Genomic DNA, 13,403 nt, shown 5'->3' on the forward strand with positions numbered 1-13,403 from the left:
TCTAATTCAGTTATTTGTGCATCAAAGAAATATCCAAATATCGAGCTGTTAGATAATCTGAATTAAGCATTAACGAATTGACCTTGATAACCTAAAGCAGCAGTTGAGATTTGTTTTACTATAACCTCAGGAGTAGCACTTGATGCAATGTGTGGTGTAATAAAGACATTATCCAAATTTCTTAATTTACTTTGACTCGACAGAGGTTCTGTTTTAAATACATCTAGTATAGCGCCACGTAGTAAGTTTTTAGACAATAACTCAACCAAATCTTCTTCAATGACATGATCACCTCGACCACAATTTATTAAGCTAGCAGTCATTGGTAACATCGATAAAAAGGATTGATTTAAAATACCTACTGTCGCAGTATTTAAGGGCAGTAAGTTAACGAGTATATCCAACTCTCCAAGCATATCAGGTAAAGCATCATTGCCATGAACACTATATACTCCTTCAATATGCTTTGGGCTTCTCGACCATCCTGACACTTGATAACCCATGGAAGCTAACTTTGTAGCAACAAAGCTACCAATCTCCCCAAGACCTAATACACCGACTTTAATATTTTTTGTGTTACGTTGTGGAAGCGGTTGCCAAACCTTAGTTTTATCGGCTTGATTATATCTATCCATATCTCGCTGATAATATAATACCCCCCATAACACATACTCAAACATCCCTACTTTTTGATCTTCATCGATGATGCGTTCAACCTTCAAACCAGATGATAATAAATCACCGAGGTTATCTTCTCCGGCACCGACTGAATGTAAACATTCAAGTTGAGGAAAATCAGATAATAATGATGCTTCAGGGTACCAACAAGCAGCGACTTTTGCTTTATTTGCAAGTGGATTGGTAGGTAACACCCATTCAACTTCAGGAGCAACTTGCGGCGCACAATTTAAAAAATGTTCAACAAGTTCAGGGTCATTCATTGCGATTAATATGATGGGTTTCATGGTGATTAATCCTTGTATGACGGGTCAATACGGTCAAGCTTTCTTAACCAAGCATCCCAGACTATTTGTCTTTCATGTGCTACTTTTTTAAACTGTCCTGACACATAGTTTGCTAACTTATCAGGAATAATCTGAATACGTGATAGACCTGCGGCTTGCCCTGCTGCGACTTGAATTTCACAGGCTTTATTTAGGTAAAACATGATTTGAAAAGCATCAGCAACCGTCTCACCGACACTTAGTAACCCATGATTTTTTAGGATTAAAGCCATATTGTCGCCTAAAGAAGCTTGAATACGTGCGCGTTCTTCAAGATTAAACGCAACCCCTTCATAATCGTGATAACCAACCTGCTCATGAAATTCTGCACTAATTTGGTTAACATTTAACAAACCACTTTCGCAAGCTGCAACCGCCATACCAGCTAAAGTATGGGTATGAATCACACAATGCGCATCGTCACGCGCACTGTGCACCGCACTGTGAATAGTGAACCCCGCTGGATTATATTTAGCATCTCCGCTCACAATATGACCTTTCGCATCAACGACAATTAAATTACTTGCAGTGATTTCATCAAACATCAACCCAAAAGGATTAATGAGAAATCGAGCTTCACCTTCACTAGGCAAACGAACTGAAAAATGTGTATATAACGTATCTTCCCAACCAAACATAGCGGCTAAACGATAAGCAGCTGCGAGATCACGGCGCAGAATTTGTTCTTGTACTTGTTCATCCATTAGCTTGCTTTCCCCATAAATGCTTTAACTCGTTCAAAACCTTCTTTATTATTTGGATTGTCAATAATATCAACAGGACTCGCATCAACTTGTATTATGCCATCTTCCATCATAATAACGCGGTCAGAAACTGATAATGCAAACTCCATTTCATGCGTCACAATGATCATAGTCATCCCTTCTTTTGCTAAATCTTGAATCACTTTTAATACTTCTCCGACCATTTCTGGGTCTAACGCCGAGGTAGGTTCATCGAACAACATAATATCAGGGGACATTGCCAATGCACGTGCGATCGCTACACGTTGTTGTTGACCACCAGAAAGTTGATGCGGGTATTTGTAGGCATGCGCTAGTAACCCTACTCTGTCTAATAAAAACAAGGCTTGAGCTTGAGTCTCTGAGTCAGAAGTATTTTTATCGTGGTAGTTAGGTGCAATCATAATATTTTGTAATACGGTTTTATGCGGAAATAAATTAAACGATTGAAACACCATGCCAATACGTTTTATCCCTTCGAAAACAGTACGCTGATTGCTTTGCCCTTTTGGTTTAATGAAATCTTCCCCAAACAACACAATTTCACCCCCATCAATTTTCTCAAGATCATTAATGGTTCTAATCAGTGTGGTTTTACCTGAGCCTGAAGGCCCAATAATACTTAATACTTCACCAGGTTTTACTTTAAGATCTATACCTTTTAATACTTCATGTCGGCCGTATGATTTTTTAATTTTTTGTAGAAAAAGTGCATTAGGCACACCTTTTTGCGTTGGGTCTATTGGTGTATGAGTAACCGCTGTAGATTGCTGTCTTAACACTTCACATTCTTCATCGGACAACGCTTCAGGCGAGCGTAATGAAATATCCATTTTTCTCTCAGCCCAATGCAAAATCGTACTAAAGATAGTAACAATAGCAACGTAGTAAACCGCAACGGCTAATAAGGTTTCTAACACTAAAAAGTTTTGCGAATACAGACGTTGTCCGACTTGTAACAGTTCAGATAATGAAATGGCAGAGACTAATGAACTGAGCTTAATAATAGTAACAAATTCATTGACCATAGCAGGCATTGAAACACGAATAGCTTGTGGAATAATAATGATGCGTTGCACACCTAAAAAACCAATGCTTAATGCATGCCCCGCTTCTTTTTGTCCTTTAGCAACAGAGACTAAACCACTACGATGAATTTCTGCCATATACGCGGCTTCTGTTACTACTAAACTGACTAAACCAGCAAAAAAAGGCACACCAAGATAAGGCCCTGTTACTGGAAATAATTGCGGCATGTTGTAAACAAACACTAATACAACTAATAACGGGACACTTCGAAAAAACCAAACAAATACTGAGGAGGGTATCGATAACCATTTTTTTTCAGAAAGCTTTCCGCAAGCAACTACAAAACCAAATACTGCCCCAAAGCTCCACGCTAACACACTCAAAATAATAACGATGACACATGCTTCGTAAAAAGCAGACATAGTAAATAATGAAAAAAAGTATTCCCAATCTAAACTCATAAAAACTCCTTGAAAGTGAATAACTTTCTGCACAAAATATGTGTTAAGAGACAACAAAAGAAGCTATGGCAAGATAGCCATAGCGATTAAAAATTATTCAGTGATAGGTATTAATTCATATTTTGTAATCAACGCTTGGTAAGAACCATCTGCTTTAATCTCTGACATCGCTTTTTCTAATTGCGATTTTAGCTCATCATTTCCTTGCTTAAGGTAAATACCCAGTGTTTGCGGGAAAATTAAGGTTGTTGAAGAAATTTCCACACGCTCTCTCGTACGTTCAACCAACATTTGTGCTGCACCTGCAATTTCAATCTGAGCCTGTATGTTCTTAGACATCATTGCTTGTGTTGCTTCTGGCGCGGTTGGAAATTCTTGAACGACAATCGACGGTAAATCGTTTGCGACACAGTAAGAATCGGACAGTTCGTGCAGTGTTTTAACCCACGTTGTACCTTGTTGAAGCCCAACTTTCACGCCACATAGATCTTCACCTGTTTTAGGTTGAATATCACTCCCTTTAGCAACCATGATTGAAGCACCTGTTTTGGCATAAGGAATGGCATCTGCCTTTTCTAAACGATCAGGAATAATGTACATACCTGAAATTACAGCATCAAATTTATTAGAGGCTAAGCCCAGAATCAAGCCCGTAAACTTATTATCAGTAAACCCATATTCAACACCCATTTTATTGGCCAATAATGCGGTTAATTCAGGATCGAATCCTACTACTTTGTCACCGTCATAAGACTCAAAAGGAGGATAAGTAATTTCCATTCCAACATTAATTTTACCTTCAGTTAATGTGCTAGCCGCTAAAGCACTTGTACTGCTAAGTCCTATTGCCGCTGCAATAAGTGTTGATGTAAATAGTTTTTTTGCCTTTTCCATAAGTGTTATCCTTTTGATTTAATTAAAATATTCTATTGTGTTAAGTATTTATTATATGAAATATTATTGTATTTAAAATTATTGTATTTAATATTATGGCTGCTTTTTAAAATGACCAAACGTATTAACGCCTCTTGCTCGTTCAGGAAGCGACAACTCCCCTTTTGAAACCTTTTCTCGTAAATATCGATAAGTTTGTAACGCTTGGCTATACATATGCTCACCAATACTGAGTTCTTTGTATTCATTTTTACCATCGTCAAATTGCGGTAATGGTTTGACTAAGGTATCGTAATCGCAAGCAAAGAAAAGCGGGAAAGAATAACGCTCATGTGCCACTTTTCGAACACGATGTGATGTGGCAACAAACTTACCTGCAGTGAGTACTTCAAGCATATCGCCAATGTTAATCACAAAGGCTTCTTCATCATCAATTTGTACTGGTGGCGCATCTATCCAATCGCCATCGTCATTTAATACTTCTAGTCCAGGTTGGTCAGGTAATAACATAGTGAAACACTCATAATCCGTATGTGCGCCAATACCAGGACGATCCAGCACCTCTTTATTGAATGGATAATGAATTAATCTCAGCTTTGCTGGCGGACAAGTCACCATGCTTTCGAAATAGCTTTCTTCTAACCCCAACGCCAATGCAAACCCAGAAAACAATTTTCTACCGAGACCAAATACGGTGTTGTAATAGGCTAAGATAGGTTCTCTAAATTCGGCTAATTCTGGCCACTCGTTTTCACCAATCAATGGCGTATTATTCAATACATACGGGTTATCTTTAGGAGCAGGAAAGCCAACATCATAAGCCTCTTTGTTATCGGGTTTACCTGTGCCATAAATTTCTTCACCTTCAGGTACAAAGCCCTTATGGGTTTTAGAGTCTCCAATATAATGTTGCATTTTTGTAGTCAGTGATTGGCTAAAAAACTGCTTAGCAGCTAGTCGCAAGCCAGCAATTTGCGCTTTAGGCACACCGTGTCCTGTGACATATAAAAAGCCAACTTCGGCAGCTGCTTTACCCATTTTATCTGCAACCGCTTGGCGCTCTTTTATATCTGTACTGAATAATCCCGATACATTGATAACAGGAATACTAGTGAATGCTGGCTTTGTATTACTCATAGAGCACCTTTCAAGTTATTAGTTGATGATACATTTTTCTGAAATAGTGAATAATGTGACTGTTCTTCCTCTGCCATCCAATCATTTAATGACCATAAATCGGCAACAGGTACGTTAGTAAAAGGAAGGTGATGCAAGTAGCCATCAGGCCCAAATTCGGTGGTCATTGTTGTTACTTTTCGACCTTGAGATTGATGATGAGACCAAACTTGTTCCCATACATGTTGGTGATATTTTAAAGCCATTTGATATTCAGGTGCTGCAGGATGAGGGACTTGTGCACCTTGGTCATAACCCACACGCGCTTGAATATGAAATACACGTTTCAAGAAAGCAGAGAGATCATCTTCAGGTTTATCAAGTAGACGTTCACACACTAAGATCCAGTGGCTAATATCCAGGGTAAACATCATGTCTGGCACTAGTTCCATTAGCTCAAGTGTTACCCATGGGCTGTAAAGCGACGTACTGCGATGGGTTTCAAAACTACAGATCACGTCGGCCTGCTTCGCGATAGCCAGTGCTTTTGTGAAAAACTCAACCTGTTTTTCCATTGGCCAACGATCATTACCCGCTAATACATTCACAAACTTCGCACCCAGTTCTTTTGCATAAGGCAACTGTTGCTCAAGAAGCTGTAAATGATCCGCAACCGTTTTACTTTGGTCGGGAATGACGTCGCCACCCGTAAAAATAATACCGATATAATCTAAGCCAGTTGCTTCAAGTGCTTGTTTAAAAGCAGTTCTAGATTCAACATCTAGCGGCACTCTTCCCTCTACCCCTTGAAAACCAACTTTGCGCAACATAGGTGCTAGCGCGGTAATGGGCTCTTTAACACCCCATAATGTGCGATATAATGCTAATTCCATTGCGACCTCCTTGACGACAATTTCACTTATTACTTTTCGTCTCTTTTCAAGGCTTGGCACATGCAGTGCACACCACCGCCACCTTTTGTGATCATAGAGATATCAGGGTCAAACACAGTTAAACCACGAGCGTTACATTGGTCCCTTAAAGTCAAACTGTCTGAAGGAATAAGCACTCTTTCATCGCCTAACGATACAATATTACAACCTAATTCCATGGCTTCTTTATAAGGAATATCAATAATATCAATGCCTTTTCCTTTTAACCACGTCAGTAAACTCTGTGGTGCAACGGCGGTACAAACAGCAGCCAATTTTTCAGCTACCATGACACATTGCACATCCATATGTAAAAAGTGTGGGTCAAATTTTATGCCTTCAAGCTCCCACCCTTCTTTTTCAAACCAACCTTTTACTTGCTTCATACCCGCTTCATTAGTACGTTCGCCAGAATAACCACACAGTGCTACGCCAGGTTCAATGAGCATAAAATCCCCCCCTTCAAAGTTACCTGCCGTCACCACATCAAAAATCGGAATATTCTGTTTTGTATAAAACTCTAAAGCAGTTAACCATTCCGTTTGTCGCCAAGGGCTGTACATTTGGCTGATTATCGGTCCCCAAGGAGTCATAACGGATGAATCCCTTGCGTAAATCGAATAAGGTTGTTCTTTCTTTGCATTCAAAAAATGCACATTCACACCGGTTTGACGGTAAACATCCAGCATTTCAGCATATTGTGCCTTGGCAACGTTCGCATCATATCGCTCACCCGCTTCCATATGGCGTCGAGAAGTTGAGTTACCAGAGCGCCATTCAAAATGATCAACAGGCCCGATTAATACTTCTTTCAAACGTCCGGTTTCAGACGCTATGCCCCAGTCAGTCAAAGCAGTTGTTCCACCATTACTTTGACGACGACTTAATAAGCTTTCCATATTTATCATTCCTTTTCTTCTGTTAATAAAATCAAACTATGTAGTAATACATTGGCGCCTGAAACTAAGTGTTCAGGTTCAACATGTTCTTTTTCGTTGTGGGAAATCCCGTCTTTACAGGGAACAAAAATCATTCCGGTTGGCCCTAACGTTGATAAATAAACAGAATCATGTCCAGCACCAGATACAATCGGCATCGCATTCATATTCAATAATTCTGTAGCCATATGGATGACATCAATGCAACGTAGGTCAAACTCAATAGCAGGTGACTCCCACAGCAACTCAACGTCTGAATTGAAAATTGAGGGAACTTGATTGCACAGATCTAGCACTTCTTTCGACATGTTATCTAAGGTTTTTTGAACAGGATGTCTTAGGTCTAAAGAGAAAATAACATGCTCAGGTACTGTATTTGTTGAAGATGGGATGGTCGTTAACTTACCAATAGTGACTCTAGCCTGTTCCCCGTACTCAGCGACTTTATCGTATATATTGGGTAATATTGCCATCAATGCTTGAACAGGATCTTTACGCATCGACATCGGTGTTGGCCCAGCATGTGTTGTTTCACCACTTAGCGTAATTTGATACCAGTTCATCCCTTGCACACCCGTCACGATGCCAATACTTTTTTGCTCGGCTTCAAGGATAGGACCTTGTTCGATATGCAGTTCTAACGAGGCAAAAAATGGAAATGCTTGGCATAACTCAGTGCCATTTTGACCACTTGATATTAATGCATCATGATAAGACACACCTTGGTCATCAAGCGATTTATAAATATCAGATTGCTTTAATTTACCCGCAAATACACCGGACCCAGACATAGCTGGTGTAAAACGTGAACCTTCCTCATTACTCCAAACGACTATCTCAACTGGATGAACGAGTTTCTTTTTTTGATCATGAAGCGTATACATCACCTCTAACGCAGCTAACACACCATAAACTCCATCAAAATTACCGCCTGATGGTTGGGTATCTAAATGCGATCCCATTAATACAGGTAACTTGGTGGAGTCGGTTCCTTCAAACCGAACAAACAAATTCCCCATTGAATCCAACCGAGCAACACCACCAATGGCATGGCACCATGTTAAGAACAATTCTCGCCCTAAACGGTCTTCTTCAGTTAATGCCTGTCGATTACAACCACCATTACTTTTCGCGCCAATCTTAGCCATTTTGCTAATAAAGGAGAGTAAACGGGCAGTCTTAATTTGAAGTGCTTTCATGTATTCTCGCTACGTTTCTGATTCTTAAAACCATAGTAGCGAGTGGGTATTAGCAGTACTATTACTCAATTGTGGTATGGACAGACTTTATTGAATTATAAGTTTGGTTTTAGGTTCACAATGTCATCGAATATCTTCGCTAATAATGCCTGTTGAGAATTTACATTCAGCTTATTGTAAATATTTTTGCGGTGTACACGCTCCGTTTCATAGGAGATATCCAGCAGCCTAGCAGCGGCTTTGCTCGAATAACCACGAATAAGTAATAACGTAACATCGTGCTCTCTTGGCGTTAAGACATCCATACCAAATTGAGCAATGTATTCTTTGATTTGCAGATGAGAATGACGTTCAGGAAGATGTTGTGTTTGATCGTGCTTTTTAACCGTAGAGCTAAAGATGGGGTATAACTCCCTTAACTTACTGAGGACTCGCCCACTAAATTTAGACAACGATTTAGTTCTACCCAAAGACAACAAATACACATTGTTATCTTTACCTTGAACAGCAAAACACGTTTCATCTACTAGCTTAGATTGACGAAAATAATCTTCATAATAAGCACTTTGATAAAAGTCATCGGGCACAATTTCATCCAGTGTAACAAACCCCTCTTTACCTTGGTTAACCCCATAATCATAAAAAGGACTCAGTAAATAAGCCCCTGCAAGGTAGCGCTCCCAAACATCAAGTTCTTCATTAGCAAAAGAAGAACTCAGTACCGTCGGTGATTTATCAGGGTGGTAAATTAAAATAACATAATCATCAAAGCTGGCCGCTGATTTTAACAAGTAAGTCAGCTTATCAAAGAAAGTAGGCTCGCCAATATTAAGAATTAAATCTGCAATGCCATAGGTAATCATATTATTAAAACTAAGATGTTCTTTAAGCATAAATTTTCTCATTATTTCGTGTATCTATAAGTTAGCGAATTGTTTGACAAAAGTAGATGTTCCATATGGAAGATATCATAAAGAGGACAATGAATTGATACTGATATGATGATATAAATAACAACTAGATCGATATACATCATCGTTAATGTTTGTACAGGTTAAACTGTATTGATTATCAAGATAGGATTAAATAAAAGATTTATAAACAGAAATTTCAGTTATAAAAAACTTTCTAATGCTTACCAATAACACCACTTCAATAAAAAGCCACTGTTCATTTATTCATACTTTTTAGATATATGATTGTTAGCTTGTTGAATGACTTTATTAACATTGAAGTCTCTTTCAAAATCTGTTGATTGTTGTTTTATCCAATCAATAAAATTAGCTACTTGTGGCCGCTCTAGTAACTTTTTTAAGCAAACAACATAAATGCCACCATCTTCTATCGAATGTTCAAACAAAGGAACCAATCGACCGTTAGCAATTTCTTTTGCCACCAATGCATGCCTACCTAAAGCCACTCCTTGACCATTAATAGCCGCCTGAACAATTAAATCGACCTGGTTAAAGCTATAACCATTATTAACATTAACACCTTCTATGTTTAATTCAGATAACCATCGAGACCAAGAAGTTCCAAATTTTGCCTGAGGCAGAGAGTCATGTAATAAGATAGTTTTATTTAAATCCTCTGGTTTTTTTAATGAGATTTTTTTTAATAGATCTGGACTAGCGACGGGATAGATATAATCACGAAATAATAACGATTGAGCCATGCTAGGTTGTTCTGTTACATCATGACAAATTCCAATATCAACCTCTTCATTTTGAAAATTAGGTTCAGCAAAATTAGCGGCTAGATTAAGATCGATATCAGGATACATTTGATGAAAATGGTTAATACAAGGCATTAACCAACGACTAGCAAAAGCAGGCATACAATAGACTTCAAGCTGACTTACCTGCTTATGTGATTCAATATTATTAACCGTGTCACGTATTTGATTCAAAGCGATATGAACCGATTTAAATAACGCTTCACCATTACCAGTAAGGAGCAGTTGTCGAGGTTTTCGTTCAAAAACTTTGTAGTTTAAATGCCCCTCGAGTAAAAGTACTTTCTGGCTAACAGCACTTTGAGAAACACATAACTCTTGAGCAGCAGTAGTAAAGTTTAAATGGCGAGCTGCACATTCAAAATAACGTAACGCTTCTAATGGTGGTAATCGTGTACTCAAGTTAACACCTCATTTATCATTTTTTATAGCGCCATCAGCGAACCCACTCAGAAAGCAAATTTTACGCCAACCGACATACCTAAAAATAATAAAAGAACAAAAATAACACGTTAACACTTTATTTTAAAAAGACTTTCTTATCTTAATTATTATTTTATTAATATACTAAAAATGAATTTTAAAAGAAGTTTAGCCCTGATTAAGCGCGCTAAACGCACTAGTTTGTAGCATTACAAATACTTATGGATAAGCATTAGCAATCATAACTTGTCAGAAGGCTTGATATTAAAGCAGTATGTTATTCAAGCTATTAACTCACTAATGATTAAGGACTATCGTTATGCAAAACTTACTATTACCACTCAAGAAAACTTTATTAACAGTTAGTATATTGTGCTCAGCTTTCACCCAGGTAGCGCAAGCTGACTTGCTTGATGACATTAAGAAAAAAGGCGAAATAGTGATTGCGACAGAAGCTCGGTACGCCCCTTTTGAAATGCTAGAAAACGGTAAAATAGTAGGTTATGGCAAGGATATTTTAGATGAAATATTAAAAGACTTACCAGGCGTTAAATTAACGCAATTAGACCTTCCTTTCCAAGGTATTTTAGCGGGCTTAAGCTCAAAACGTTATGATTTTGTTGCAACATCCCTAACCATCACAAAAAAACGTATGGATAAATATGCATTTGCTTATCCTATTTCCACTGCCGCTATTGCCATTTTAAAACGTAAAGGCGACGACCGTATTATGAAACCAGAGGATATGGGAGGAATGCGTCTTGGTACTCAAGCAGGATCATCACAACTTACCGTTATTGAAAACTATGAAAAAAATGTACTAATTCCTCAAGGTGAAGGATACAAATCAATTAAACACTTTACTGATTACAATGAAGCCTATGCAGCATTGGCTTCAAGACGAGTCGATATTGTACCGCAAGCACTACCAAATCTAGCACCTATTGTAAAAGAACGCCCTGATATGTTTGAAATTGTACAACCCGTTTTTGGCCCTGAGACCTATTACGGTTGGGTGGGTAGAAAAAACGCCGACTCAGCATCATTAGTACAATTTTTCAGTGATGGTATCGAGAAGTTACAAAAAAATGGCAAGTTAACCGTATTGCAACAAAAATGGTTCGGCTTCACGATGGATCTACCTATTGGTACCCTTCCAATACCTATGCATTAACCCTTGCAAGGGGCGTAGCCCCTTTCATGATAATCGTTAAAATATACAAAATACGTACTAACTTCATTTATATAGCATTTAGCACATCAAGACTTCATTAATAATTTTAGTTCTACCTTGAATGGTACAGAACATAGGAAATGATATGACCCAAGATCCTCAACAATTACCACGTTACAGCGGTATCGCTACTTTTATGCGCAGTCCTTATAAACCATCACTAGACAATGTTGAAATAGGCTTAATTGGAGTTCCTTTTGATGGTGGAGTTACTAACCGCACTGGAACACGCCATGGTCCGAGAGAAATACGTAACCAATCTAGTTTAATGCGTTCAGTAAACCAGAGTACGGGTATTAATCCATTTACATTATGTAAAGTCGCTGATGTCGGAGATGCTTTACCGGAAAGTCCATTCGAATTAGAAAAAAGTCATCGTTCAATCGAGGCCTTTTATAATGACATCGTTAAAGCAGGTATTTTACCTATCTCTGCAGGAGGAGATCATTCGATCTCATTACCAATTCTAAGAGCATTAGCCCAAAATGGCCCTTTAGCCTTAGTCCATTTTGATGCACATTGCGATACAGGAGGACATTACTTAGGATCTAAATTTCATCATGGTTCCCCTTTCCGAGTAGCCGTAGAAGAAGGTTTAATCGACCCTAAAAAGACAATTCAAATAGGAATTAGAGGCTCAGTAAACCATAAAGACATCTGGAAATTCAGTCATGACAGCGGTATGCGCGTTATTTATATGGATGAATTTTATCAACTAGGCGTCGAAGGAATACTCGCTGAAATACATCGTTTAGTGGGCGATTCGCCAGCTTATGTGACCTTTGATGTCGATGGCTTAGACCCGGCTTTTGCTGTAGGAACAGGCACCCCAGAAGTTGGAGGATTCACCACTTTTGAAGCAATGCAAATGATTCGAGGTTTAACAGGATTACATATTGTAGGCGGAGACGTAGTTGAAGTGGCTCCTCCTTTCGATCCTTCTGGTGCAACTGCATTAGTAGGTGCAACGATGATGTTTGAACTACTTTGTATTGCAGCTGAGTCCCTCAATAAGCGTAAAGGATCTGGAGATTAATATGCTCGATTTTAGCGTTGTTTTAAAACACAGTGACGCGTTATTGAATGGTTTATGGACCACAGCTTGGATCTCTATTTTATCTATTCTAATAGGATTTGTACTGGGTATTATCATTTGTATGGGCAGGCTATCTTCCCATTCAGCGATTCAATATTGCAGCCGTTTTTATATTAGTGCGTTAAGAGGGGCACCTTTATTAGTTCAATTAGCTATCGTTTTTTATTTTCTTCCATATTGGGGAATAAATATTCCTCCCATTGCAGCAGCTATTATTGCACTATCGTTAAACACAGCGGCATTTCAAGCAGAAATTTTACGTGGTGGTTTTCAGGTTATACCCGCCGGACAAAAAGAAGCAGCTTGGAATTATGGTTATACTCCTTGGCAAAGCTTTCGTTATATCGAATTACCACAAGTATTACGTCACACACTCCCCTCTTTAACTAATGAAACTATTGATATTATTAAGAATTCAGCACTTATTTCTACTATTGCAGTAACCGATTTGATGCGTATGACACAGACGTATTCTTCGACAACTTATCGTCCAATTGAATTCTTTATTAGCGCAGGACTACTGTACTTACTGCTCACATCTTGCATCAGTGTGTTTGCCCGTTATATCGAATCACGGTTAGCTACACATTAGAGGGTAT

13 protein-coding genes and 1 pseudogene are annotated in these 13,403 nt (G+C 38.5%); 3 read left to right on the top strand and 11 right to left on the bottom strand.

The annotated features are described in order from the left end of the window. Positions 1-62 precede the first annotated feature (62 nt). The 11 genes and pseudogenes from GQR59_RS16255 to gcvA form a co-directional block, all read right to left on the bottom strand. Positions 63-965, bottom strand: coding sequence for a 2-hydroxyacid dehydrogenase (locus GQR59_RS16255; RefSeq protein WP_160064442.1), 903 nt, complete (start codon positions 963-965; stop codon positions 63-65). Positions 966-970: 5 nt separating this feature from the next. Further along, a complete protein-coding gene (locus tag GQR59_RS16260; protein WP_160064444.1) occupies positions 971-1,708 on the bottom strand; it encodes a class II aldolase/adducin family protein in 738 nt (245 codons plus the stop codon). Further along, positions 1,708-2,469 carry an amino acid ABC transporter ATP-binding protein gene (locus tag GQR59_RS18755; RefSeq protein WP_328600628.1) on the bottom strand — a complete coding sequence of 254 codons (762 nt, stop codon included), beginning with the start codon at positions 2,467-2,469 and terminating at the stop codon, positions 1,708-1,710. The genes GQR59_RS16260 and GQR59_RS18755 overlap by 1 nt, the downstream gene beginning before the upstream one ends. A 117-nt stretch (positions 2,470-2,586) precedes the next feature. After that, positions 2,587-3,237 (bottom strand): annotated as a pseudogene (locus GQR59_RS18760) (amino acid ABC transporter permease); the annotation flags it as partial. Positions 3,238-3,330: 93 nt separating this feature from the next. Then, complete coding sequence (locus tag GQR59_RS16270; RefSeq protein ID WP_160064448.1) at positions 3,331-4,131, bottom strand: ABC transporter substrate-binding protein; 801 nt, start codon at positions 4,129-4,131, stop codon at positions 3,331-3,333. Positions 4,132-4,224: 93 nt separating this feature from the next. After that, a complete protein-coding gene (locus GQR59_RS16275; protein ID WP_160064450.1) occupies positions 4,225-5,268 on the bottom strand; it encodes an isopenicillin N synthase family dioxygenase in 1,044 nt (347 codons plus the stop codon). Next, positions 5,265-6,140 (bottom strand): sugar phosphate isomerase/epimerase family protein, encoded by an 876-nt coding sequence (locus GQR59_RS16280; RefSeq protein WP_160064452.1) that lies wholly within the window; start codon positions 6,138-6,140, stop codon positions 5,265-5,267. The genes GQR59_RS16275 and GQR59_RS16280 overlap by 4 nt, the downstream gene beginning before the upstream one ends. Positions 6,141-6,169: 29 nt before the next feature. Further along, positions 6,170-7,078: a dimethylarginine dimethylaminohydrolase family protein gene (locus tag GQR59_RS16285; RefSeq protein ID WP_160064454.1), complete on the bottom strand. Its 909-nt coding sequence runs from the start codon at positions 7,076-7,078 to the stop codon at positions 6,170-6,172. Positions 7,079-7,083: 5 nt separating this feature from the next. Next, complete coding sequence (locus GQR59_RS16290) at positions 7,084-8,316, bottom strand: M20 family metallo-hydrolase (RefSeq protein WP_160064456.1); 1,233 nt, start codon at positions 8,314-8,316, stop codon at positions 7,084-7,086. Positions 8,317-8,411: 95 nt separating this feature from the next. After that, positions 8,412-9,209 (bottom strand): helix-turn-helix transcriptional regulator, encoded by a 798-nt coding sequence (locus tag GQR59_RS16295; protein WP_160064458.1) that lies wholly within the window; start codon positions 9,207-9,209, stop codon positions 8,412-8,414. 281 nt (positions 9,210-9,490) lie between these two features. Then, a complete protein-coding gene (gene gcvA, locus GQR59_RS16300; protein WP_160064460.1) occupies positions 9,491-10,453 on the bottom strand; it encodes a transcriptional regulator GcvA in 963 nt (320 codons plus the stop codon). A 340-nt stretch (positions 10,454-10,793) separates the two neighbouring features. On the opposite strand from gcvA, the gene GQR59_RS16305 reads away from it, so the two are divergent. The 3 genes from GQR59_RS16305 to GQR59_RS16315 all read left to right on the top strand — a co-directional run bounded on the left by GQR59_RS16305 (position 10,794) and on the right by GQR59_RS16315 (position 13,396). Continuing rightward, on the top strand, positions 10,794-11,648 hold the full coding sequence (locus GQR59_RS16305; RefSeq protein WP_160064462.1) for a transporter substrate-binding domain-containing protein: 855 nt from the start codon (positions 10,794-10,796) through the stop codon (positions 11,646-11,648). Positions 11,649-11,793: 145 nt separating this feature from the next. Further along, positions 11,794-12,744 (top strand): agmatinase, encoded by a 951-nt coding sequence (gene speB, locus GQR59_RS16310; RefSeq protein ID WP_160064464.1) that lies wholly within the window; start codon positions 11,794-11,796, stop codon positions 12,742-12,744. A 1-nt stretch (position 12,745) separates the two neighbouring features. Then, the gene (locus GQR59_RS16315; RefSeq protein WP_160064466.1) at positions 12,746-13,396 is read left to right on the top strand and encodes an amino acid ABC transporter permease; all 651 of its coding nucleotides are present in this window, start codon (positions 12,746-12,748) and stop codon (positions 13,394-13,396) included. Positions 13,397-13,403: the final 7 nt, after the last annotated feature.

It is taken from the genome of Psychromonas sp. L1A2 (genome assembly GCF_009828855.1).
Classification (GTDB): Bacteria; Pseudomonadota; Gammaproteobacteria; order Enterobacterales; family Psychromonadaceae; genus Psychromonas.